Source organism: Fluviicoccus keumensis, assembly GCF_004217445.1.
GTDB lineage: Bacteria > Pseudomonadota > Gammaproteobacteria > Pseudomonadales > Moraxellaceae > Fluviicoccus > Fluviicoccus keumensis.
The window spans coordinates 772,459-796,262 of record NZ_SHKX01000010.1; the positions used below are offsets into that span (position 1 = coordinate 772,459).

Annotated in this window: 20 protein-coding genes; 6 read left to right on the forward strand and 14 right to left on the reverse strand. The window is 59.7% G+C overall.

The genetic code is table 11. The features are described from left to right. Positions 1-18 precede the first annotated feature (18 nt). Together EV700_RS04585 and EV700_RS04590 are read right to left on the reverse strand one after the other, a co-directional pair. Entirely contained in the window at positions 19-4,017 is a 3,999-nt protein-coding gene (locus EV700_RS04585) for a Pls/PosA family non-ribosomal peptide synthetase (RefSeq protein WP_130411158.1), read from the reverse strand. Positions 4,018-4,024: 7 nt separating this feature from the next. Then, complete coding sequence (locus tag EV700_RS04590) at positions 4,025-4,735, reverse strand: 4'-phosphopantetheinyl transferase family protein (RefSeq protein ID WP_165391332.1); 711 nt, start codon at positions 4,733-4,735, stop codon at positions 4,025-4,027. 314 nt (positions 4,736-5,049) lie between these two features. Here EV700_RS04590 and EV700_RS04595 point away from each other — a divergent pair, with 314 nt between their 5' ends. The 4 genes from EV700_RS04595 (at position 5,050) to EV700_RS04610 (ending at position 9,011) form a co-directional block, all read left to right on the forward strand. Further along, positions 5,050-5,505 (forward strand): response regulator, encoded by a 456-nt coding sequence (locus tag EV700_RS04595; RefSeq protein ID WP_130411160.1) that lies wholly within the window; start codon positions 5,050-5,052, stop codon positions 5,503-5,505. Positions 5,506-5,590: 85 nt separating this feature from the next. Further along, a complete protein-coding gene (gene polA / locus EV700_RS04600; RefSeq protein ID WP_130411161.1) occupies positions 5,591-8,299 on the forward strand; it encodes a DNA polymerase I in 2,709 nt (902 codons plus the stop codon). A 45-nt stretch (positions 8,300-8,344) separates the two neighbouring features. Then, positions 8,345-8,776 (forward strand): hypothetical protein, encoded by a 432-nt coding sequence (locus EV700_RS04605; protein ID WP_130411162.1) that lies wholly within the window; start codon positions 8,345-8,347, stop codon positions 8,774-8,776. A 31-nt stretch (positions 8,777-8,807) separates the two neighbouring features. After that, positions 8,808-9,011, forward strand: coding sequence for a DUF2442 domain-containing protein (locus EV700_RS04610; RefSeq protein ID WP_207224574.1), 204 nt, complete (start codon positions 8,808-8,810; stop codon positions 9,009-9,011). Between the two features lie 99 nt (positions 9,012-9,110). Here the strand turns inward: EV700_RS04610 and EV700_RS04615 are convergent, their stop codons facing one another. From EV700_RS04615 to EV700_RS04655, 9 genes are all read right to left on the reverse strand, one after another. Further along, positions 9,111-9,572, reverse strand: a complete 462-nt coding sequence (locus tag EV700_RS04615; protein ID WP_130411164.1) for a toll/interleukin-1 receptor domain-containing protein — start codon at positions 9,570-9,572, stop codon at positions 9,111-9,113. Between the two features lie 133 nt (positions 9,573-9,705). After that, positions 9,706-10,509, reverse strand: coding sequence for a hypothetical protein (locus EV700_RS04620; protein WP_130411165.1), 804 nt, complete (start codon positions 10,507-10,509; stop codon positions 9,706-9,708). A 14-nt stretch (positions 10,510-10,523) separates the two neighbouring features. Next, positions 10,524-11,111 (reverse strand): hypothetical protein, encoded by a 588-nt coding sequence (locus EV700_RS04625; RefSeq protein ID WP_130411166.1) that lies wholly within the window; start codon positions 11,109-11,111, stop codon positions 10,524-10,526. A gap of 16 nt (positions 11,112-11,127) precedes the next feature. After that, entirely contained in the window at positions 11,128-11,688 is a 561-nt protein-coding gene (locus EV700_RS04630) for a TIR domain-containing protein (protein ID WP_130411167.1), read from the reverse strand. Between the two features lie 417 nt (positions 11,689-12,105). Then, complete coding sequence (locus tag EV700_RS04635) at positions 12,106-13,359, reverse strand: IS256 family transposase (protein ID WP_242610181.1); 1,254 nt, start codon at positions 13,357-13,359, stop codon at positions 12,106-12,108. 135 nt (positions 13,360-13,494) lie between these two features. Next, entirely contained in the window at positions 13,495-13,824 is a 330-nt protein-coding gene (locus EV700_RS04640; protein WP_130411168.1) for a hypothetical protein, read from the reverse strand. A gap of 89 nt (positions 13,825-13,913) precedes the next feature. Further along, the gene (locus tag EV700_RS04645) at positions 13,914-14,432 is read right to left on the reverse strand and encodes a hypothetical protein (RefSeq protein ID WP_130411169.1); all 519 of its coding nucleotides are present in this window, start codon (positions 14,430-14,432) and stop codon (positions 13,914-13,916) included. A gap of 57 nt (positions 14,433-14,489) precedes the next feature. Continuing rightward, the gene (locus EV700_RS04650) at positions 14,490-15,344 is read right to left on the reverse strand and encodes a hypothetical protein (RefSeq protein ID WP_130411170.1); all 855 of its coding nucleotides are present in this window, start codon (positions 15,342-15,344) and stop codon (positions 14,490-14,492) included. A 28-nt stretch (positions 15,345-15,372) separates the two neighbouring features. Further along, positions 15,373-16,683 (reverse strand): hypothetical protein, encoded by a 1,311-nt coding sequence (locus EV700_RS04655; RefSeq protein WP_130411171.1) that lies wholly within the window; start codon positions 16,681-16,683, stop codon positions 15,373-15,375. A 262-nt stretch (positions 16,684-16,945) separates the two neighbouring features. Between EV700_RS04655 and EV700_RS04660 the strand changes: the two genes are divergently transcribed. Both EV700_RS04660 and EV700_RS04665 read left to right on the forward strand, forming a co-directional pair. Then, positions 16,946-18,571 (forward strand): hypothetical protein, encoded by a 1,626-nt coding sequence (locus tag EV700_RS04660; RefSeq protein WP_165391333.1) that lies wholly within the window; start codon positions 16,946-16,948, stop codon positions 18,569-18,571. Positions 18,572-18,721: 150 nt separating this feature from the next. After that, a complete protein-coding gene (locus EV700_RS04665) occupies positions 18,722-21,043 on the forward strand; it encodes a fatty acid cis/trans isomerase (protein ID WP_242610182.1) in 2,322 nt (773 codons plus the stop codon). Positions 21,044-21,264: 221 nt separating this feature from the next. On the opposite strand, the gene EV700_RS17295 is transcribed toward EV700_RS04665, so the two are convergent. Genes EV700_RS17295 through EV700_RS04680 form a run of 3 tightly spaced genes read right to left on the reverse strand, consistent with a single transcriptional unit; the run spans position 21,265 to position 23,763 of the window. Further along, a complete protein-coding gene (locus tag EV700_RS17295; RefSeq protein WP_130411173.1) occupies positions 21,265-21,690 on the reverse strand; it encodes a very short patch repair endonuclease in 426 nt (141 codons plus the stop codon). 5 nt (positions 21,691-21,695) lie between these two features. Beyond that, the gene (locus EV700_RS04675) at positions 21,696-22,625 is read right to left on the reverse strand and encodes a DUF4928 family protein (protein WP_130411174.1); all 930 of its coding nucleotides are present in this window, start codon (positions 22,623-22,625) and stop codon (positions 21,696-21,698) included. Next, the gene (locus tag EV700_RS04680; protein ID WP_130411175.1) at positions 22,618-23,763 is read right to left on the reverse strand and encodes a DNA cytosine methyltransferase; all 1,146 of its coding nucleotides are present in this window, start codon (positions 23,761-23,763) and stop codon (positions 22,618-22,620) included. Before EV700_RS04680 ends, EV700_RS04675 begins: the two co-directional genes overlap by 8 nt. Positions 23,764-23,804: the final 41 nt, after the last annotated feature.

The window sequence follows — 23,804 nt, forward strand, 5'->3', positions numbered from 1 at the left end:
CTGAATGAAGGGGCGCGGTCAGCGATGGGTGTCCGGGGCGGCGGGCGAGCCGCTCCAGGCGCTGGCGGGCGGAATGTGCTCGCCTTTCATCACCAGGGTCAACGGCCCCAGGCACGCATCGGCGCCAATTTCGGCATCATACAGAATGGTACCGCGCGCGCGTACCGTCACGCCATTCCCGATCTTCACCCGGCCGATCTTCATGATCCGGTCTTCAAACAAATGCGTTTGCGGACCGGCGTGATTGTTCAGTTCCACGCCGTCGCCGATCTCCACGCAATCAAACTCGGTGACATCGGTGGTGTCCAGATAGGCGCCCCGCCCGATCCGCGTCCCCATCAACCGCAGGAAAAACGGCAGCAGCGGCGTGCCGCGCATGTAGTTCAGCCAGTTCGGCACCACGATGGCTTCATACAGGCTGGTGATCGCCTCGCTGACCCAGACAAACCAGGTCCACATGGGCGCGGCGCGCGGCCGGTAACGTCCGATCAACAGCCACTTCAGCAGCCAGACAAAAACAAAACTGCCCAGTCCGTACAGGAATCCGGCAATACCCAGCGCCAGCAGGCCCTCGCGATAGCCGTGACGCTCTTCCACGGCCAGCACCTCCAGCACCAGCATGTAACCGACGCCGATGGTCAGGGCCAGCGGCAGCACGATGCGCAGCGATTCCACCGCCGCCCGTCCCAGCTTGCGCCAGACGCTGGGCGCATAGGTCAGTTCCTCGGAAAAGCCGCCCAGGACTTCGCGCGCGGGCATGTACAGCGACGGCGAGCCGAACCAGGTATCGCCCGGCTTGACCACTTGCGGCGCTTCCGGCGCTTTCGACTGCACGCCGATCAGCACGTTGTCCGGCAAGGTGGTGCCGTCCGGAATGTACGCGCCGTTGCCGATGAAGGTGCGGTGGCCGACCACGGTCGGTTGCAGCGTCATCCAGCCGCCCCGCACTTCCTCATCGCCCAGCATCACCGCGTCGGCGATAAAGCTCTCGTCGCCCAAGGTCAGCATATCCGGCACCACGCCCATCGCCGTGGAAATTTCCGCGCCGCGCCCCACCCGCGCGCCCAGCAGGCGGTACCAAGTGGGTGCGAAAACCGTGGCGTAAACGCCGTGCAGCACTTGCAGGCTGGATTCCTGGATCTGGTTGGCGAACCATTTGCGGTAATAGAACCGGCTGTGCACCGGCCAGGTGCCGACCTGCAGGCGCGGCAGCGCGGTCCAGCGGATGGCGGCCGACAGCAACGCCGTAACCACAATCATCAGCGCGCTGGCCGGCACGGCCAGCAGGAAATAGCGCACCGCCGCCGACACCGGGGAATCACCGGGAATCAGCGCCATCATTTCATTGGTGTCCAGCCAGTCCACCAGGATGAAGGTGGGGAAAATGGGGATGAAGAACAGGCAGGCAATCACCACCATGCCCGCCAGGAACATCAGGTTTTCCCGCACCTTCTGACGCCGGGTAAAGGCGGGACGACGCGGCATGACCGCAGGATCGAACTGCCCGACCCGCCGCGACGGCGAACCGTCCCAGACTTCGCGCTCGCCAATGCGGCCGCCGTCCGCCAGCGCGGACAATCCCTGCAACTGGCCGTGGTCGGCGATGACGGTATCCCCTTCCAGCACGGCATAGGAACCCACATGCGCCTCGCGCCCCAGCGTGATCGTGCCGATGACCAGTTCCCCCCGCTCCACCCGGGCGTTATCCAGGTTGACAGACGAACCGATGCTGACGCCGTCACCGAGCGTAATGAGGCCGGGTACGCGGGTGGTCATGGAGCCGATGGTGACATCGTGGCCGACCCGTGCGCCCAGGGCGCGCAGGTAATCGGTATAGAGCGTGGAGCCATAGAGGAAATAGACCGGCGCGACATCGGTCAGCCGGTCCGCCAGCCACCAGCGGAAGAAGGTGAACCCCCACAACGGATAGCGGCCGGGACCGATACCCGCCAACAGCAGCCGGTTACCGGCAATGGCCACGGCAAACCCGGCCAGTTGGCTGAGCAGGAACACCACCAGCGACCAGCCGATGGCCAGCGCAATCGAATCACCGGGTTCCCCGGTCAATTCATGGTAGGTAAAGAACGGCGCCAGCCACTTGAGGATCTGCAACACCACCAACAGCGGCAGGGCCGCCGCCTGCGCCACGCCGCAGACCACCCGGCGCAGCCCGGCGGGCGGCACTGCGCGCGGCGTCCAGGCCGTCTCGGGCTCGGCCCGGCTGGCCATCATCCGTTCCGCCAGCGCACCCAGACGGCGTTCCCGGTAAATATCCTGGATGGTGATATGGCCGAAGCGGGCGTCACCGCGCAGGCCGGACACCAGCCGCGCCGCCAGCAGCGAGTGGCCGCCCAGGTCATCAAAGAAATCCGCCCGCCGCTGCAAGGGCTGGCCGGGAAACAGGCGGCGCATCACCGCGAACAGCACGCTTTCGGCCTCGTTCTCGGGCTCGTCCGACTCGGGATTGCCGCTGACCGCCGCCAGCGGCATCGCCCGCAGCGCCTTGCGGTCAATCTTGCCGGACGTGAGGCGCGGCAGGGTTTGCTCGGTCAGCACCTCGAAACGGCCCGGCACCATGTAGGGCGGCAGCCGGTCGCGCAGGGCCTGGCGCAGCACCGGCAGATCGGGAGCCGCCGCCGCCTGCTCGGCGACGATGAACGCGATCAGCTGGTCGATGCCCTCTTCCTGCCGCACTACCACCGCCGCCGTGCCGATGCCCGGCTGGTCGCACAGCGCCGCCTCGATTTCACCCAGCTCCACCCGGAAACCGCGAATCTTGACCTGGTCATCCACCCGGCCCAGGCACTGGATGACGCCGTTGGCGTCGATGGTGGCCAGATCGCCGGTGCGGTACAACCGCGCCTCCAGCGGATCGGCGGCGTAATCGTTGACGATGAATTTTTCCGCCGTCAGGTCCGGCCGCCCCAGATAGCTCTGCGCCACCCCCGGCCCGAAAATGCACAACTCGCCCACCTCACCCGTCGGCAGCAGCTGCTTTTCCGCGCCCATCACCAGCAAGCCGTAATTGGGCAGCGGCTTGCCGATGGTGACCGGCTGCCCGCGCTGCAACTCGGCCAGGCTGGCCGACACGGTGGCCTCGGTGGGGCCATAGGTGTTGAAGACCTGCCGCTGCCCGTTCGCCCAGCGTTCCACCACGGCATCGGGGCACATTTCCCCGCCCAGATTGATGATCCGCAGCGACGGCACATCGGTGACGAACAGGGCCAGCAAGGTCGGCACGGCATGCAGCACGGTAATACCGTTGTCCTGCAGGGCTTTCGGCAAGGCTTCGGGATCGCTGGTCAGGGCCTTCGGAGCCAGCCACAGCGTGGCGCCCACCAGATAGCTGATCCAGATTTCCTCGAAGGACATGTCGAAGGCGACCGAAAAGCCCTGATAGACCCGGTCATCGCCGCGCACGCCCAGCACCGCGTTCTCGCTGCGCAGGAAATGGCAGATGCGGCCCTGGTTGATGACAATGCCCTTGGGCTTGCCGGTGGACCCGGAGGTGTAGATGACATAGGCGGGATGATGCGCCAGCACCTCGCCCCGACGGCGCAACGGCTCGCCGGGAGCGACCTCCCCCAGGCTCTCGGCCGTCCAGACCGGACGCGTCAGCGCGGCCAGACCCGGTTGCCACTCGACGGTGGTCAGCAGACCGGTGGCGGCCGCGTCATCTAGGCACACCTGGATGCGGTCAACCGGAGTATCCATGTCGAAGGGCAGCCAGGCCGCTCCCGCCTTGGCGATGGCCAGCTGCGCCGCCAGCAGTTCCGGCCCGCGCGGCAGCCACAAGCCGACAATCTGCCCGGCCCCGACCCCCAGCCCGATCAGGCCGTGGGCGATGCGGTCCGCCAGTTCGTCCAGCTGGCGGTAGCTGAGCGTGCGGCAGCCGAACACCAGCGCCGGATGCTCCGGTCGCTGCGCCGCCGTCGCCTCGAACAGGTCCGCCAGAATCTCGTTTTGCAACAGGTCCGGGCGGTCATCGCCCCGGACAATCGAAGACGCTACGGGCATTACAGGCTCACTCCCCCAATCCCGTCCGGCCCGGACTGTCCGGGTCGAACCACGCCAGCGCACCGGTCAGACCCGGCGGCAGGCTCAACGTCACTGCCCGCATATCCTGCAGGCGGAACGGCCAGGGTCGGACCGGACGCATCCGCCAGCCCTCCCCGTCCGGATACAGTTCCAGATCGGCCAGCCGGTCGCCGATCCCGATCCCGGCCGCCTTCAGCGCCGCCTCCTTGAGCGACCAGCGGACCGCGTAGGCCGCTGCCCGCCGGGACAAGGGCAGACTTTCGCACCGGCGTTGCTCGTCCGGCGTCAGGAACACGGCGGCCGTCTCCCGCCACACCGTCTCCGGCTGTCCGGTCTCGATATCCACCCCGACCGCTCCGATCGCGGACAGTACGATTACCGCCTGCCCCGCCACGTGGCTGACACTGAACGCCGGCGCTCCCGGCCGGTTCACCGCCGGCTTGCCGCGCGCATCCACACACAGGGGCACCGCCAGCGGCTCCATCCCCAACACATGGGCCAGCCGCGCGCGCAGGGCGATTCGGGTCAAGGCAAACGGCAAGGCATCCGGCGGACGGAGGTACCGGGCCGCGCGCGCCTGCTCGTCAGCGGTCAAGCTGGCAAGATCCGGCTGTTCATCCGCGTCCCAGGCCAGCCGCCAGGCTTCAATGCCGGCAGGAACGGCAGCCGGTAAGGGCAAGGGAACGGGCTTGGGCATATGGGCTTTATCCGGCGCGGAACGGTAGCGGCATTGTAGGGCGCGACAGCCCTTCCGGGGGTAATCAACAGGTAAAAAATCCAGTGGCGCGGGCACACACCGGCGGGCCCGGCAGGCGGAACGCCAGCGCCAAAACGTGACAAACATCACATTTTCGTCGCCAAAAAACGACCGTTCATCATTCCGACGGGCTGCTCCCGCTGCCGTTAACAGAGCCCGAACACTCCTCGTCTTAGGCTGCAACCATCACTCACCAATACCCTGCAAACGGTGCTGGAAACGGATTTCGCTCCCGTCCGGGTCGGCAGGTCATCATGCACCAGCATACTCTTGCTACGTCACATCACCCCGTTGTCCTCGTGGTTGAAGACGATATTTACTCCTGGTTATTGATCCGCGAATGCTTCCACCTCTGCGACATTCCGGTGGAGTTGCACTGGGCCAACAGCGGCGCCGCCTGCCTCGAATACCTGCGCAAGGAGGGCATGTACAGCGGCTGCCCCACCCCGAACCTGATGCTGCTGGATCTGCACATGCCGCTGATGGACGGCTGGGACGTCCTGGCCGAGATGGCGTCTGTCCCCGGTGTGGGCGGCGTGCGCACGGTGGCCTTCAGTTCCACCTGCAATCCGCGCGAGATTGCACGCGCCTACCACATGGGTTGCGCCTCCTTCGCCACCAAGCCCATCGACTTCGACGAACTGGCGCAGTGCATCCGCGACATCGCCCATTACTGGTTCCGGGTCGTCCGGCTCCCGCAAGCCGCCTGAAACCGGCAGCCCGGTGCAATCCGGGCTGCCACCGCACCCCCGCCTGTACTACACTTCCGCCCAGCCCAACCGGACGGAACATTTCATGACTGCCAAGCCCCTGCTGCTGATCGACGGCTCGTACTACATCTACCGCTCGTATTTCGCCCTGCCGCCCCTCTCCACCAAGAGCGGCCAGCCGACCGGCGCGGTGCGCGGCGCGGTCAACGCCCTGCAGAAGCTGCTGAAACAGTACCACCCGACGCACATCGCGGTGGTCTTCGACCCGCCCGGCCCCACCTTCCGCCACGAGATGGCCGCCGACTACAAGGCGCACCGTCCGCCGACGCCGGACGACCTGAAGGCGCAGTTCGAGCCGCTGAAGCAGCTGGTGCGGGCGATGGGCATCCCGGTACTGTGCGTGGACGGTTTTGAAGGCGACGACGTGATCGGCACCCTCGCCAAACTGGCGGAACGCCACGGCCAGGACGTGATCATCTCCACCGCCGACAAGGACATGACGCAGCTGGTCAACGAGCGCATCACCATCGTCAACCCGTTCACCGACAAGGACGGCATCCTCGACCCGGCCGGGGTGGAAGCGAAATTCGGCGTGCGTCCCGACCAGATCATCGACTACCTGGCGCTGGTGGGCGACGCCAGCGACGGCATTGCCGGCGTGCAGGGCGTGGGTCCGAAAACCGCCGTGAAGTGGCTGCAGGCCTGGGGCAGCATCGACAACCTGATCGCCAACGGCGACAAACTCACCGGCAAAGTCGGCGAAACCTTCCGCAACAGCCTCGATCAGGTGCGCCTGAGCCGCACGCTGGCCACCATCCATTGCGAAGCGCCGGTGGATCTGGACATTCACGGCCTGACCCGCCGCGACAGCGACCGCGAGGCGCTGAAGGCGATCTACACCGAACTGGAATTCTCCGGCCTGCTGGCGACGCTGGACGCCACCGCCCTGCCCGCCGTCGAGGACGACGAAGCACCGTCCGCCCCGCCCATCGCCACCCGTTACCACACCGTCACCACGCAGAGCGCCTACGACGCGCTGCTGAAGCGCCTGATCGAAGCCCGCGCCTTCGCCTTCGACACCGAGACCACCAGCCTGAACTACCGCGAAGCGCGCATTGTCGGCTTCTCGGTGAGCCTGGAAGTGGGCGAAGCCTATTACGTGCCGCTGGCGCACGACTACCTGGGCGCGCCGGAACAGCTGGACCGCAACGCCGCCCTGGTCGCCATCCAGCCGATCCTGGAAAACGAGCACATCGGCAAGATCGGCCAGCACCTGAAGTACGACACGCACGTGCTGGCCAACCACGGCATCACCCTGCGCGGCGTGGTCTTCGACACCATGCTGGCCAGCTATGTGCTGGACGCCACCGCCACCCGCCACAACATGGACGACCTGGCGCGGCACTACCTGAACTACCAGACCACCACCTTCGAGGAGATTGCCGGCAAGGGCGTGAAGCAGCTGACCTTCGACCGCATTGAACTGGAACCGGCCAGCGCCTACGCCTGCGAGGACGCCGACATCACCCTGCGCCTGAAGGAGCATTTCCAGCCGCTGCTGCTGGCCGAGCCGAAGCTGAACCACCTGTTCCACGAACTGGAAATGCCGGTGGCGCCGATTTTGCAGCAGATGGAAGCCAAGGGCGCGCTGCTGGACTTCCCGCAGCTGCAACGTCTGAGCGAGAACATGGCGAAGCGGCTGGCCGAGCTGGAAACGCAGGCGCACGCCATTGCCGGGATGCCGTTCAACGTGGCGTCGCCGAAGCAGCTGGGCGAGGTGCTGTTTGACAAGCTGATGCTGCCGGGCGGCAAGAAGACCGCCAGCGGCCAGTACGCCACCGGCGAGGACGTGCTGGAGGGGCTGGATCACGAGCTGGCGAAGGTGGTGCTGGAGCATCGCGGCCTGAGCAAGCTGAAGGGCACCTACACCGACAAGCTGCCGCAGCTGGCCGATCCGGTGTCGCACCGCATCCATACCTCGTATCACCAGGCGGTGGCGGCGACGGGGCGGCTGTCGTCGTCGGACCCCAATTTGCAGAACATTCCGGTGCGCACGGCGGAAGGACGGATGATCCGCCAGGCCTTCATTGCGCCGCCGGGCTACAAGCTGGTGTCGGCCGACTATTCGCAGATCGAGTTGCGGTTGATGGCGCACCTGAGCCGCGATGCGCGCCTGCTGGAGGCGTTTACGCTGGGCGAGGATGTGCACAAGGCGACGGCGGCGGAGGTGATGGGCGTGCCGCTGACGGAGGTGACGAACGAGATGCGGCGTGCCGCGAAGGCGATCAATTTCGGCTTGCTGTACGGGATGTCGGCGTTCGGGCTGGCGAAGCAGATCAATGCGTCGCGCCCGCAGGCGCAGGCGTATATCGAGCTGTATTTCAGCCGGTATCCGGGGGTGAAGCGTTATATGGACGAGACGCGGGCGCTGGCGGCGAAGCAGGGGTTTGTGGAGACGCTGTTCGGGCGGAAGCTGCCGGTGCGGGAGATCAACAGCAAGAATGCAGCAATGCGCCAGGGGGCGGAGCGGGCGGCGATCAATGCGCCGTTACAGGGGTCGGCGGCGGACATTATCAAGCGGGCGATGATTGCGGTGGATGCGCAGCTGAAGTTGCAGCGGTTTGATGCGGCGCTGCTGATGCAGGTGCATGATGAATTGGTGCTGGAAGTCCGCGAGGATCAAGTCGAAGCCGTGTCGGCCATGTTGAAGGTAGCGATGAGTGGGGTGGCGAGTCTTGACGTGCCGCTACTGGTGGAAGTGGGTGTGGGGGGGAATTGGGATGAGGCGCATTGAGCGGCCCCATCCTTTGGAATGCCTCACGGCTCAAAGGATGATGGGATGAACGCCGAGACCCGGAAGGGATATCTGGAAATTCTGTTGGACTACCAGTTCGACATGCTGTTTGTACGGAACATGGGCGTGAATCATGCAGAGTTCCTGTTCGTAGAGGCGTGGAAGTCTCTGGAGGAATGTCCAGAGATTCGACCTTGGTTCATGGAAATGATGGAGCGCACCCTCCTTGGCGGCGTGGTCCAAAGTGGCATTACCAAGCGGCCAGAGGGTTTTGCGCCGGATGATTTTATTTGGTTCTTGGCACATGCGTCACGCTGGCCGGAGTTCCATGTACTTGCAGCACGTCTTAGCAAAGATCCAGGCGACGTTTGGATTACCAATCCTTTGCATAGATCTTCGGAGATGATCTTGGCGGCACTAAAGGATGACTGGGAAGATAGGGATTTTTATCAGACCTTTTCATGGCAGCATCCTTGAATTGAATATTGCTCTGTCTCCTATTGCCACTGTGTCCGTTGATGATGAGGCGCTGCACATCCTGCTGGCGGATGGGCGGGTGTTGTCGGCTCCGTTGTCGCGGTTTCCGGTACTGGAGAAGGCAACACCGGCCCAGCGGGCGAACTGGCGGTTGATTGGCCATGGGGAAGGGGTGCATTGGCCGGAGATTGATGAGGATTTTTCGGTGACGGCGTTGTTGGGGTATGCGAGTTAAAAATAGTAACTTCTCCCTGAAGTCGTATCCCCCCCCCCCGATTTCCACCGAGAGCCTGCTATGACGCGCCCCTTGCCAATATTAATCACCAAAAACCGTTCATGAACGTGAAGTCAGCGCCAATAAACCAATTCCTAATGTTAACCAAAAAAGCCCATCATCCCTTTCTTTCGCGTTTGCCTTTGCGTAAATATTATTCCTCAGCCACACAACCATTTCCTGTGGTGAATCATATATCGGAAGATATTTAATGTCCTTTATAAAAGCAGGGAGGCTAAGGTTCTTTTCTAATACCACCGGTAGAATTTGTTTTTTATAGGCCTTAGCAATTCCGATTTCTTGCTGAACCCAATCAGAGCATTTTGAATTATGACTCCAAAGCAGTAAAAAAAGATTACACTCCATTATTTTCGCATCAATTCCTGCTATGAGAGGCTCACCAGCGGACAATGAAAACTCAGAAACAAAAACACTAACTGAGCTACTTTCCAGAATCGTCTTCAACTGCTTAGCAACACTTATATCGGCTGTCGCATAACTCATAAAGACCATAAAGCTCATATATTACCTCATCCTCAGAAATAAGCATACTATGGAGGAATAGTAAAGGGGGCTGACTCGATAGCGTTCATCCGCCGTCGCCTCACCCCCTCATATTCTCTTGGGTTCCAATTGGGCAACTATCAATTCAGCATCAGCCCACGATAACACCTTTACTGGCTTTCATCTCATAAAGAATATCGAGAGGATTAGTATTACGGGTATCCGTACGTTTCCTCGACATCCAATGATCTAAGTCGCTAAGTGTGAGTGGGGTTAGATGCAGTGTATCAAGCGGATATGCTACACGCAGCTCATTAGCCTCTTTGATATGCTCTAGTGATGCATTCACGCCATCATAAACTGCCTTGGCACGATGCTCTTTTGGAGGCTTTTGTCGAAGCATCCGCGTCATTGCAATTTCAGAATATATCCATGGCGACTCAGTTTCCCCTTGGCTCATAAGATAGTCATTCGGAATAAACGAATTGGGGGTATTGACAAAAATCAAACACTCACAACGATCCATCATATCCATTAATGCAGTTGAAAGCATCATATGAACATGACTTGTAGACCGATTTCTTCGGTAATAATTATAGGTCTCATATTTTTTATATTGATCGCACTCATTATCAATTACTCTAAGAAGTTCATCTGAATATCCCCAGACTGTAGAATCAATAAAAGGCTTTAATCCAAATTCCTTATGTAGCCACCCAGCAAGACCAATTATGAGGGGTTCATCCTTGTGTGAGTGAGACAGGAAAACATCAGCATCAATTGCCGGAAACCAATTCTCAATGATATCTTTTGCTTGTAAAATGCCTCGTGGACTCTCAAATCTTTTGAGATCTTTCACCACGTTCGCTTTATATTCATTATAAATTCGCTTGCCTTCTCCAAAATATTCCCTCCAGTCTTTGCGTGCTGGATCGAGGTTAAATCGTGCGTGCATATGAATCTCCGTTCTTAATTGTGCGAATGCTTGCAATGCTTTGTGTGTTGATAAACTTTCATGACCTTGTCATCCTTATTATGAGACATATCACTAGTCATCATTGGCACTTCTCTGACAATCACGACTGGCGCAGGACAATTGCTGGTTATGGTTTTATTAACCTGGCTGTCTGGATGTTTTTCTGTTATCCGATTTACTGAAAACATGCTTGACTTCAACCCTCCAACGATAACAATCGTTATCAGAATCACAATATGCAGTGGCCATATTGCTCGTCTTCTAGCGACATCCCAATATAACTCCTGATATTCATACCGCCTAGTGTTCATCGAAAAGCTAACAGATTGGCTAATAATGGCATCATCATAAAGGTGCCTAAATAAGCGCTCTTGGCGCAAATAAAAGGCATCAAGTCCCCAAAAGACAAATGCTGGTAAAAGAGCTGTCCAAACTAGTCCCCAAGTATTACCCTGGGCAGCAACCGCAAAGATTGCTGCGACCAAAGTCAGACTCCATCCCTTCACTAAGAAAGAGTTGTTTGCCATTCTCGAAATAATTTGCTGAATTAGTTCGAACTGACGAATCTGATCTTCATTCAATTCAATACACCCCCTATTATATGTGCTGGCCAGCAATCCATCGACTAAAAGACATATATTCAGTCAAAGTCCTATGGACAAATAATGTTCCACCTGTATTGACAACATATGGGTACACACCGAGATATTCTTGCCCTCTATATTCCTCTGGTTGATTCGGATTTAATGCAATCGGAAGGATTGCTGCTTTCTGTTTAAGTCCATCCATCAAACCAAGTTCCCAAGGCATCCATTTTGAGTTTTCAGCATTTTGTGTAGTGGCATATAATAATGACCGTGACTGCGTCATACGAGCCCTTAATGTTTGAGCTGTACTCTTACTGACCTCTAGTCTACTTAGCTGCTGGTCATCTATCCAGTCAACATACACAGAGTAACCAAGATCCTCTAAAGCCAACTTAATTCCAATTATAATTTTCCTATCAAGATAGCTGTGCGAAAGAAAAATATCAAAACTACTCATTCTGGCAGAGGCTTCAACACTTTCTTTTATGAGTCCTTCCATACTTACGGAACGCTTTGATATCTGTTCCCTTTTTGCTCTTTCAATTAAGGTTTGCTGGTCGAACAATGCCATCTTATGCTCCTATCCATCGTGCAAAGTTATAACTATCTTGGAGAAAACGCATTAAAAACGGGGTCCATTATTAAAAATGGGGTCAGACACGATATCCGCTCCACCCGGCTCCTCTTCACCCCCCCAGCCTAGGACTACAGCCAACGCATCAGCAACCCGGCCAAAAGCCGCTGCCAGACACACATTCACACAAGATAAAAAGGATCGGAACATCCAGGAAACACTCCATGTAAAACCCGCCAACGGGCAACTTCCTTCAGGGATAGGGCATCAGACAAAGCCCGAGCATTGCTCCTTTTTAGTCCAAAAAAAGACAGCCGTAAAGTAGGGAAATCCCCGAATTTCAACCCCTCAGCCCGCCGGAACAGGAAACGTGACGGAAGTGAGCCTGTAAACGATTCCGTGTAACTGCGGATTTTATAGTTGATCCGGCATCCGGTCTTCGAACTCGATGCTGAACCGGTTCAGGGCCTGCTTCCAGTCCCGGACCGGCATCGACCACTTCTTCGAGGCCTGCTGGATGGCCAGATACACCAGCTTATACACCGCATCATCCGTGGGGAACAGCTTCTTCAGCTTGATCGCCTTGCGGATGACGCTGTTCAGAGATTCGATGGCGTTCGTGGTGTAGATCACCTTGCGGATGTCGTCCGGATAGTCGAACAGCGTCACCAGATTCTCCCAGTTATTCCGCCATGACCGGCTGATGCTCGGATACTTGCCATCCCACTTCCCGGTAAAAACGTCCAACTGGGTTTCGGCGGCCTGCCGGGTCGGCGACTGGTAAATCGTCTTCAGATCGGCCGCCACCGGGCGACGATCCTTGTCAGTGACGTACTTCAGCGAATGCCGTACCTGATGCACGATGCAAAGCTGGATGCGGGTTTGGGGATAGACCGCCCGGATGGCATCCGGGAAGCCCTTCAGGCCATCCACGCAAGCGATGAAGATGTCCTTCAGGCCCCGGTTCTGGAGTTGGGTCAGCACGTTCATCCAGAACTTCGCCCCCTCGTTCTCGGTCATCCACAGGCCCAGCAACTCCTTGTGCCCCTCCAGGTTGATACCCAGCGCCAGATAGACGGACTTGTCGATCACGCGTTGATCCTGCTGGACCTTGACCACCAGGCAGTCGAGATAGACGATGGGGTACAGGGCATCCAGCGGCCGGTTCTGCCAGGCGATCACCTCTTCGATGACCGCATCCGTAACCTTGCTGACCAGCGCCGGGGAAACCTCGACGCCGTAGAGCTGCTGGAACATGTCGCAGATATCGCGGGTGCTCATGCCCCGGGCGTAGAGCGCCAGGATCTGGTCGTCCATGGCGGTGAAGCGGGTCTGGCCCTTGCGCACCAGCAACGGCTCAAAGCTGCCGTTACGGTCGCGGGGCGTGCTGATCTCGATCTCGCCGTCGGTGGTCTTCAGCGTCTTCTCGCCAAAGCCGTTGCGGCTGTTGCCGGAATCACGCCCGGCGAAGGCATGCTTGTCGTAACCAAGATGCTCGGTCAACTCAGTGGACAGGGCCTTCTCTACAGTTAGCTTAAGCAACTGGCGGCTGAGCCGGTTCAGGTCATCGGGCGTTTTGACGTGGCGGGCAATTTCCTCGATGACGTGATCAGGAATCTCAGGGGTCAGCCCGTCATCAACGGGCTTGGTCTTGCGGGGTCTGCTCATGGCTGCTTCTCCAGCATGGGCCTCTTGTACCAGAGGCGGAAAAGCAGTTACACGGTTTTATTTACAGGCTCCGGAAGTCACACACCCCTCAAAAACACACCCTATTCAAATAACCCACCGCCTCCACAATCCTCTTCATCGACTTCCCCAAACTCTTCGCCTGCCCCGCCTCCACCTTCGCACACCCAGCAAAAAGGCCCCCATCACCTGACTGTAATTATCCCCATTGATCGCCAGCAACTCCCTCGTCGCCTCGTTGAACAGCAGATACTCCTTGTCCGTAATCTCGATGCTGCCCAAGGCATTCAGCGCCGACTGCTGCAGATTGGCCACCTCCATGCTCTCGCGGACACTCTTGCCGGACTTCAACTGCTTCAACAGCGCCTCCGCCGCCAGACGCTGCTGCAGATCATCCAGAACCACCGGCGACACAAAGCTGGACAGGCTGCGCGACGTGCCCGCCACGGGTTATAGGACAACCGCAGCGGCCCGGAGACCAGACGCTTCAGATAGGTATCGACATAGGCGTCATAGCCCTCGGCACCGTCCTTGCCCTACATCCCCACTCTCGACACCCCGCCCGACGACAACACCCGCCACCCCTTATCCACCCACACAAAATCCACCGCAAAAGACCCCGTCGAACGCATCTGCCCCCAATTCTCCTGCGACGTCCAACGCAACCGGGCTGTCTGCGCATCATAATGCCCCCCGTCAAACACCCAGGGCACACTGCCCTTCAAATCCGGATAAAACCCGTTCTTGATCTGCTGCCGCAACATTCCCGTAAAACTGCCGCCATTCGCTTTCGCACAGCGGTACTCCTTCAGGCAGTTATCAATCGACCCCGCCGAATACCCCGCCAGCAAACGCCGCGCCGTCACCTCGTCATCCTTCAGGGCCGCCTCACGGAAGCGCTCATACACCGCCACCAGCTTCTTCACCTGAGGATCATCATCCCGAATCACCACGGTGTCGGCCAATGCCGAGGAAACCGGCAGACATAGCAGCAACAAGGCTTGAAACCGCCGCAACACATCGTTAGCAACCAAGGAAAGGGAAAGTCGGGACATCGGCGGAAATACTCCATGTAAAGGTAAAGCCCGTTAACGGGCCAATTTCATCAGGACTCACTGAGGCTCCGCCGAAGCAATACAGGCCTCCTTGGCCAGCCGGTAATCCCGGTAAACCGGCATCATTCGCGGCAGCGAGGGTTCCACCAGCGTGGTCGGCACCATCATGGCGGTCGTGTCACGGCCGAAGGCATAACCGTACACCAGCGCCCCGGTCTTGACCTGGATCTCGTTCAGCAGGGGCAGCACCGGCTTGCCGTGGCAATAGTAAAAGCCGCTCAGGCACTGGCACACCGGGTCGCCGTCCAGATAGGTATCCAGTCGCCCCAGCGCCTGCTGCTCAACCGGCACGGTGCTGCCCGGCTCCATCAACACCCGGGTTCCGGGGCCGTGGATCACCTTCAGCAAGGCATTGCCCGCCGGGTTGCTAAGCCGCCAATCCACCGGCTCGCCGGAAATCATGATCAGAATGACCGGAACCGGGATCCGGTCCAGGATCACCGAGACCTCCTTGTGCCGGTACAACGGGCGGGTCAGGCCCACCACCACCAGACGCGGCGGGGTAAGGCGGTAACGGAGCGGCAACTTCCCCAGCGTCACGCTCATCGGATTGGCATCCGGCCAACGCAAGGACTCCCCGCTGGCCGATGAATGGCTGACCCCCACGGAAAAGCCCGTGGACGGGGGGGCCGCGGATGCCTTGGCCGCCGCGATATCACTCGCCGTGACTTTGCCGATGTCTTCGTGCACAAACTCGTCCAGCGCCCTGATCCGGCTGCCGGGGGTCTGGAAGATGGCCAAATCCGGCATGACCAGATCGCCCCGCATCGTGTTGAAGGCGGACAATCCCATGAAAGCGAGGCCCGCACCGGCGGCAATCCCGAACACTAGCGGCAGAATACTTTGGCGCATCTCCGGCTCCTCCGGTCAATGGGGGTTGTCAGAAGGCATCCAGCATGGTGTCGAAATTCGGGCTGGCCTTGGCGCTGCACTGGCGGCTCTCGTCCCGGAATCGCTGCAATTGACCACCCAGATTCTTCAGCGTTCCGGCCAGGATTTGCTTCGGCGCTTCCACCATGGCGGCCTCGTATTCCATTGTGTAGCCATATACCGGCAGGCCGGTTTTTAACTGCAAGGCGTTGATCAGTGGCAGCAACGGCCGGTTTTCGCAATGAAAATAGGCGCCGGCACAGCTGCAGCTCAGGTCATCGCTCCGGAAACTGGTCAACGACGGAAACTCCTTCGCCTCCACCGGAATCGGGACGGGTGTTTCCAGACTGACACTGGTGTCGCGAGAGTGAATGACTTTGGCGATCGGGGTGTTGGCGGGGTTCTTGATCACCCAGTGCACGCCAGAACCTCCGTCCAGCATCAGGATCAGCGGCGTGGGCGCCTTGTTCAGAACGACGGTGACCGAAGAGTCCGGTAGTGTGGACTTGTAAATGCCCACCAGAAGCAGCTGGGGCGGGTTAGCCGTAAATTCCGGCGACAGGCTGCCCACGGACAGGGTCGCGCTTTGCTGGGGCAGGAACGCCAGGCCCTGGTTGCTTTCTTCATACGGGTCCGACGGCCGGGAGTGCTTGATGGGCAGGGAGACGGGGTGCCGGTTTTCCTCTTGGACCTCATCTTCATTCACTATCGATACCGCCAGGTCGGTGGTATGCCAATTGTTGAAGAAGCGTACTTCAACCAGATGGTCACCCCGGGAAAAATGGTAGGGGAACTCTGCTTTTTCATCCCCCTCGTACACCACCACCCCATCCACCGCGATGCGGGCGACACCCTGCGAAATATCCACCTTGAAATACTTGAGGGTGTCTTGGTCGAAACCCGCTTTTCCGGCCCAGTACGCCCCGAAATCCTCGGACGGGGTCTCGTACTGGTCATGCCACGCATAACTGATGCCAATCTTGGGCATGGTTGTCTTGTCCAGCACCTTCCCCAGGCGGGTATCGAAATAGACCGCGTTGAATTCGCCTTTTGGGGCGCTGGCCTTGGCGCTCACCAGGGCGGCCGCGAAACGGTTAATGATCTCGGACCGGTCGGTAGCGGCCTCGGGTTTGGACGGGGCCATGATGTCCGCGACCATCTTGTCCACATTACGGATCGCGGCTTCGTTGTCCTGCAGGGCAACCTTGGCGGCCTGGGTTTTCTGCGCCTTTTGACGGCTATCGACCTGATAGTAGGCCACGGTGCCCACGATTGCGCCGATGGCGAGTCCCAACAGCAGTTTTCTGGTCGGTTCCTGCATGGTGTGTTGCTTCCTGAACGAACGGCTTCCTGCGGCCGGCAACGAAACCGGCGAAGGGATGAATGCTTATTAGAGCAAGAAAAGGCAGGTGTAAAGTAGGGAAATACAGGTATTTCAAGCCCATGGCCAAGCCATACGGGAAACGTGACGTACTTCACAAAGCGTCAGACGCAGGCCGCTTCAGCAAATTGCCTTGACAGTTTTTCACTTCCTGCCTAGCGTTTGTTCTGGACGTAATTCAACCAACACGGAAGTTGAGATCATGCAAACACGGCATCTGCTTGTGCTTATCCCCATGGCTGTCGGAATCTCCGCCTGCCAGACCCACGCCACGCCACCCAAGTCGTTCGCCCTCGGAGCGGTTCAGGCCGAAGCGCTGGGCGCCCAGCACCGGGTTGTCTATTCCATCCCCAGATATCAGCCCGGAACCGACAAGGCGGCTCCGCCGAAGGGCCAACCCCCGGCCGCCTCGGAAGATCCGGCGGTTTCACCGGCCGACAACACCCTGGCCGCCTCCTACAGTGCGTTTTGCGCTGAGCCCAGCCCGGACGCCATGAATGCCCTCGCCTCCAGCCTGGGCCTCAACCTGCAAGCCGAGGACAAGCTGAAACTGGGCATGTCGGTTGCCCAGAACATCAGCTCCACCAATATCGGACTGCGCACCGCCGCCATCCAGGCCCTGCGCGACATCACTTACCGCAACTGCGAAGGCTTCGCCAACGGAGCGATTTCTCCCATCGGCCTGGAAACCCTGCAACGACGGTTCCAGAGCACCATGGTTTCCATCCTGGCGATTGAACAGCTGACCGGGGCCGTTACGCCGCCCACGGTAGCGCTGACCGGTAAAGCCGAGGCCATGGATACCGCCGACTACGCCACGCTGGCCAGCTTGGTGGACAAGAAGGAAACCGAAGTCACCACCTTGACCACCGCACGTGACAACGCCAAGACCAAATACGACACCGAGAAGGCAAAAGAGAACAACCAGGAAGCCACGGGTAACGCTGAATCAGACTTGAAACAGGCCCAGGATGCCATGGACAAGGCCAAGGCCGAGCTGGAGTCGCTGAAAACAGCCATGACGAACCTGATACCTTCCTCTCACGCCAGCAGCCAGACCCTGGCCGCCAATATCGGCAATGGTGGCGGCTCCCGGGTCTCCGACGCCACCATCGAAAAACTGGCGGCCACGGTTCAGCAAATCACGAAAGATACCTTGGTGCTGGGCTTCGGGAGGGAAGTGTGTACCTCCATTTTGGGACGCAGTGCCGGCCAGTCCGTTGACAGCGAGGACATCGGCCTGGAACTGATGACCAACCAACTGAAAGCCGCCAATCAACGGATTGATAAAGAAAGCGCTCGCCTGAAAAAGGAAAAAGGGGCTGACTATGTGCTGGATAACGACCCGGTACTGAAATCGCTGATGGCTCGTCAGACTAATCTGGCGCAACGTATTGCCGACGGGCAGACCTTCGTCAATCCCGTCGTGCAAAGCTGCATCATCCTGTTGCAGGAAGATATTTCCACGGCGCAGGCCAATATCAACAACGCCAACCTCTATGCCACCAAATACTGGGAACTGATGACAGCGTTTACCGGCAAACTTCGCCAAAACCTGAGTGCCGCCGACTACGCTAACGTCGTTGCTGCGCTGAACGGTAGCGGAGCCGCAGGGGTTGAAGCCCCCGAGGAGGCGCCGCCTGCCATGAAGGTTGCTGACCCCATGAAACCAGCGGTTCCTAAAAAGCCAGCTGCCCCAAAAAAGCCCGTAGCTACTGCGCCTGCGGCAACACCAGCTGCGGCCGCGGCTGGTGACGGCAAGGCTGGCAGGGGCCCTCTCCCTCCCATTGTGCTTGATCCGCTGAATAAAAGTCCGGCCAAGCTCTGAATCCGGCGAGCCGAGCGGATGTGGTGTATGAACGCGGCGAGAATACCGTGCCGCTGCTGTAAGACGCCGGGGGCGCTACATAGCTGCTCTTGCGTCCGGCGGAGCGGCGACGCATCCTAGCCGCCAGAACCGCCTCCGGAGCCTTCCCCCGTGCCCCTGTTCCCCGCCCTATTCCGCCTGCTGCTGTTGACGGCGGCGGCCCTGCTGCCGCTGGCCGCCTCGGCGCAAGTCTCGTGGTCGCGCCAGATCCAGCCCATCTTCGAGAACAAGTGCGTGGCTTGCCACGCCTGCTACGAATCGCCCTGCCAGCTGAACCTGGGCAGCGCCGACGGCCTGAACCGGGGCGCGACACAGGCGCTGGTCTATGACGGCGCGCGCACCAAGCCTGCCGCGCCGACGCGGCTGTTTACCGACGCCAACACCGCCGCCGACTGGCGCAAGAAAGGCTTCTACGCGGTGGCGGGTAACGACGGGCGCGGCGGTCAGGCGCGGCTGCTGGCGCAAATGCTGGCCCTGGGGCGCGAGAACGGCTTCGTGGCCGGGGAACGGCTGCCGGACGATCTGGTGCTGGGCGTCACCCGGCAAAATACCTGTCCGGCGGATGACCAGAGCTTCGACAAATACCGGCGCAAGCACCCGCGCGAGGGCATGCCGCTGGGCGTGACCGGCCTGAGCGACAGTGAATACACGCTGGTCAGCCAGTGGTTGCAGGAAGGCGCGCCAACCGACAACGCGCTGGTGCGCCACGCCCGTCCCGAGGAGCAGGTCCAGTTGCAACAATGGGAGGCCTTCCTCAACCAGCGCGGCCCGCGCGAGCGGCTGATGGCGCGCTGGCTGTACGAACACCTGTTCCTGGCGCACCTGTATTTCAGCGACCTACCCGACAGCCAGTTCTTCGAGCTGGTGCGCTCGCATACGCCGCCGGGCAAACCAATACGGATAATCACCACCGCCGCCCCCAACGACGATCCGCAAGGCCCGGTCTATTACCGGCTGCGGCCGGTGCAAGGCGTCATCGTGCTGAAGACGCACATCACCTTCCCGCTCAGCCCGGCCCTGCTGGCGCGGACCCGCCAGCAGTTCCTGGCCCCGGCGTGGAAGGCCGGCACCCTGCCCGGCTATGACGAAGCGGCGCGCGCCAATCCCTTCACCACCTTCGCCGCGCTGCCCGCACGCGGGCGCTACCAGTTCATGCTGGACCACGCCGAGTATTTCGTGCGCACCTTCATCCGCGGTCCGGTATGCCACGGCCAGATCGCCACCGACGTCATCCGCGACCAGTTCTGGACCATCTTCCAGAAGCCGGACAGCGACCTGTACATCACCGACCCCGTGCACCGCGCCACCGCCTCGCCACTGCTGGGGCTGGCCGGGCAGAAGGACGGCCTGCTCGATCTGGCCCCGGAATGGGCGCGGTTCAAGCGTGACCGCAACCTGTACCAGCGCCTGCGCAGCGCCGCCTATGCCGCCGCCGAACCGCAGGGCGCATCGCTGGACGATGTCTGGAACGGCGACGGCGGGAATCGCAACGCCCTGCTGACCGTCTTCCGCCACTTCGACAGCGCGGCGGTGCGCCAAGGGCTGATCGGGGAGATTCCGCAAACCTTCTGGCTGATGGACTACCCGCTGTTCGAGCGCACCTATTACGGGCTGGTGGCCAACTTCAACGTCTTCGGTACGGTATCGCACCAGGCGCAAACACGGCTCTACTTCGACCTGATCCGCAACGGCGCGGAGATCAACTTCCTGCGCCTGCTGCCGCCGAAGGTGCGGCGCACGGTCTATGACGACTGGTATCAGGGCAGCGGCAAGCTGAAGGTATGGCTGGATTACGGCGAACCCGATACCGGCGCGCCGACCCGCGAAGCCTATGCCACCGCCAACCCGCATGACGAACTGGCCGAACGGCTGCTGACCCGCTTCGCCGCCGTCAACGCCCGGCCGGACCCGATCAACCGTTGCGCGGCCGGGGCGGACTGCAGCCGACCGGAGGCACCGGAGTTCGCCCGCATCGCCGACCGGGCGCTGGCGCGGCTGGCGGCGAAACCGGCGGCGCAGTTGCCGGTGGTGAAGCTGATGCCGGAACTGACGCTGCTGCGCGTGCGTGACGGCCAGGGCCACCGCGAGGTGTATTCGCTGATCCGCAACCGCGCCCACAGCAACGTCGCCTTCATGCTGGGCGAGGACTGGCGCTACCAGCCGGAGCAGGACACGCTGACGGTGTTTCCGGGGGTGCAGGGCAGCTATCCCAATTTCGCGTTTGATGTGCCGTCGGACGAACTGGAGCGCTTTGTGGCGGCGCTGCGGCTGGCGGGGTCGCCGGAAGAATTCCAGGCGGTGGCGGCGCGCTGGGGAGTCAGGCGTACGCGGACGGATTTCTGGGAGGTGTTCCATGACTTTACGGCGTACATGCGGGAAACGGAGCCGCGGGAGGCGGGGTTGCTGGATATGAACCGGTGGGAGAATTTTTGAGGGGGCGAGACTAGCCGACCCAATTCTCCGCCATCCGCGCTCCTCCTGTTCAGATGGCGGATGGTCATCCCGACTTTCAACGATAAAATCTTCCGGCAGAGAGGACAACCGTTCGAAAATAGTGGTGCTGCTAGGAATTTTCCGAAGCACCACTTCATCGCCACATCAGAAAACATATGAGTCCTGTCTTTGGCTAAAGCAGCAATAATGCTGACAGTACTTCAATGTCGGGAGTCTGTAGCCCCTAAGAATTTCCTTACCCTCGCGGATAAGACTTCTTCATCCCTCAGTTGACACTCCCAAATCACCAGAAACTCCCAACCCGCCCCTTGTAACCTCCGGCAACTTTCCGCATCTCTGGCTGCATTTCCAGCCACCTTCGCCCGCCAGTACTCCGCATTCGCCACGGGAACCCGCGAACCGCGCTTGCAGTCATGGCCATGCCAAAAACAACCATGTACGAAAATGACTTTCCGCCGCCCCCGGAAAACCAAGTCGGGCTTACCCGGCAAATCCTTGGCATGTAATCGATAGCGGAAACCCAAGCTCCAGATCAGCCGCCGCACCTTCATCTCCGGCCCGGTATCACGGGCCTTTACGCTCCGCATGATCGACGAGCGTTTTTCTGGAGAGAAGATGTCCGTCATACCAGCTAGCCCGCATCAATCCTCAGACTGGGATCGGTTTCATGTTTTTCCACAATCTGGTTATAAACTTCCACCAGCTTCTGTAACGTATCCCAACGCGCCGCCGTTTTGAAAAGACTCAACTCATGGAGGTTGGCCGCCAGAAACTGCTCTGCGTCCATGATGTCGATGCGACCGGCCAAATCCAGGTAAGCAGCTAATCCTTTGGCGACCGTCACGCCATCAGCCAACGTCAGAATGATGGGTTTTGCCCCAGCGTTGATATTTTCCAGACACTTGCGCACCACCGCTTCACCCGGCGAAGTAGTGATATGAATGATCGTATTGTCTATCACGAAATCCCCGGAGCGTCCGCTGACCTGATCCGCCACGGACGCGCCGTGATGTTCGATAGTCAGCTCCGGCATCGCCAGCGTCAACTTGGCCCCCACCAGATGCTGCAACATGGCGCCTTGATACATCGTACCGCTGGATTCCTGCTGACGTTTTTTTGCCTGTGCCAGCAAATCCTGAATAATCGCCTGCATGCTTTTGGCGGGGTCGAACTTCAGGCGGAACGGCTTGGCCGAGAAATGCTCCCTGACTCTTTCAATCCACCAGCCTTCAACTGCGGCCATATCGGCTAATCCATCAGCCTGCAAGGAGTTCAGAAAAGCCACATAGTCCTTCATATAGCCTAAGCTGCCTCGACTGGTGCGACCGCCTTCTTCAGCCAGTACAAGCTTGATGCCATAATCATTCAGCACCTTCTGCACAGCACCTTTACCCAGTCCCAATACCTGACCGGAGCCTTCAGTCACTAACTGAGCAGCATCCAGCGGTAAGCCCTTTTCTTTGGCATAACGAGTGAGATGCAGAACCACCGCCAAGGGGCCTTTCCCCCGAATTTTCTTCGCATGACAAAATGCTTGCAGACGGGTTTGCAGATCATCCACGGCTAGTCGCCTCCACCAAGGGCTTAAGCAAATGCTGAGCCAACCAACCGGCTACTGGCGCCGCGACAGCGTCGCCCATGGCCTTGTAGCCATCGTTATAACTGCCGGGAATACGGTAAGTATCGGGTGCCCCCATCAGTCGCGCCGCCTCACGCACCGTCAGCAAACGACTGCGGAGTAGGCCATTTTGCTTGATCACGATAACCTGACGACTGCTGCCGCCTTCAGGGGTGCGCAAGCAGCCGGAAAGACCGTCAAAGCGCAGTTCCAGTACCTGCTTGCCGTTCCGCGTGCGCTTGTAGCCCGGAGCCACAAAACGGACATCATCACCCATCGCGTCGAGGCGCTCCCGATGTTTCGGCGCAATCAGAGCCAGCGTCCGGGCCTCTGTAACCGGATCATGGAATGGCGCATCCCATTCAATAACTTCTTCCAGAGACAATAGGGGTGACGCCGGTTCAGGCATATTCCACCAGACCCAGTCACTCAGACCTTCGGCGACCTTGCGAATAGCGCTGGTGTGCAGCCAATTCGGCCGAGAATCTACCAAGCCGGCAGGAATGCCAACCTCTTTATCAATGGCGATCACAAAGACACGCGGACGGGATTGAGGAGCCCAGTGGCGGGCGTCCATCAACACCGCCCCAACCTGATAACCGCGCTCCCGCAAGGCTTCATGCAAAGCGCGGTAGTGCGCTCCGTTCGCGGAAGACACCAGTCCAGCGACATTCTCCGCCACCAAAACCGGGGGCCTCTGGCGCATCTCATCCATAACCCGCAGCCATTCCCACACCAGTCCGCTGCGAGAGGCGTGAATACCGCCAGTCAAACCGGCCAACGACAAATCCTGACAAGGAAAAGAAGCCCATGCCATGGGTGTGGCGGGCAGTTGACGCCCCTTGATGTCGGTAATGGAGCCCAGCTTGAAATGACCGGAGCCGTGATTGGCGTGATAGACGATGGCCTTTTTGGCACAGATATCATTCGCCCACACAGGGCGAAAGCTGTCCCTCATCCCTTGAGCAACTAAACCGCTGCCCGCGAAAAATTCCAGAAACGGAATTTTCCCCTGATCACCTGATGTGTCAGGTGTTGCGGCTGCAGCAAAATAATTGGGGGATTCGAGTTCGAATTCCATGGGCGGTCCGCCATTATCCATGTGGGTAATTTCCGCCATTA

Excerpts from the sequence above, each read along its gene's own strand:
- EV700_RS04620 (WP_130411165.1), bottom strand. The coding sequence starts at position 10,509 with ATGCACGCACGATTTAACCTCGATCCAGCACGCAAAGACTGGAGGGAA.
- EV700_RS04635 (WP_242610181.1), bottom strand. The coding sequence starts at position 13,359 with ATGAGCAGACCCCGCAAGACCAAGCCCGTTGATGACGGGCTGACCCCT.
- EV700_RS04630 (WP_130411167.1), bottom strand. The coding sequence starts at position 11,688 with ATGGCATTGTTCGACCAGCAAACCTTAATTGAAAGAGCAAAAAGGGAA.
- EV700_RS04660 (WP_165391333.1), top strand. The coding sequence starts at position 16,946 with ATGCAAACACGGCATCTGCTTGTGCTTATCCCCATGGCTGTCGGAATC.
- EV700_RS04590 (WP_165391332.1), bottom strand. The coding sequence starts at position 4,735 with ATGCCCAAGCCCGTTCCCTTGCCCTTACCGGCTGCCGTTCCTGCCGGC.
- EV700_RS17295 (WP_130411173.1), bottom strand. The coding sequence starts at position 21,690 with ATGACGGACATCTTCTCTCCAGAAAAACGCTCGTCGATCATGCGGAGC.
- EV700_RS04650 (WP_130411170.1), bottom strand. The coding sequence starts at position 15,344 with ATGCGCCAAAGTATTCTGCCGCTAGTGTTCGGGATTGCCGCCGGTGCG.
- EV700_RS04655 (WP_130411171.1), bottom strand. The coding sequence starts at position 16,683 with ATGCAGGAACCGACCAGAAAACTGCTGTTGGGACTCGCCATCGGCGCA.
- polA (WP_130411161.1), top strand. The coding sequence starts at position 5,591 with ATGACTGCCAAGCCCCTGCTGCTGATCGACGGCTCGTACTACATCTAC.
- EV700_RS04605 (WP_130411162.1), top strand. The coding sequence starts at position 8,345 with ATGAACGCCGAGACCCGGAAGGGATATCTGGAAATTCTGTTGGACTAC.
- EV700_RS04680 (WP_130411175.1), bottom strand. The coding sequence starts at position 23,763 with ATGGAATTCGAACTCGAATCCCCCAATTATTTTGCTGCAGCCGCAACA.
- EV700_RS04585 (WP_130411158.1), bottom strand. The coding sequence starts at position 4,017 with ATGCCCGTAGCGTCTTCGATTGTCCGGGGCGATGACCGCCCGGACCTG.
- EV700_RS04595 (WP_130411160.1), top strand. The coding sequence starts at position 5,050 with ATGCACCAGCATACTCTTGCTACGTCACATCACCCCGTTGTCCTCGTG.
- EV700_RS04615 (WP_130411164.1), bottom strand. The coding sequence starts at position 9,572 with ATGAGCTTTATGGTCTTTATGAGTTATGCGACAGCCGATATAAGTGTT.
- EV700_RS04645 (WP_130411169.1), bottom strand. The coding sequence starts at position 14,432 with ATGTCCCGACTTTCCCTTTCCTTGGTTGCTAACGATGTGTTGCGGCGG.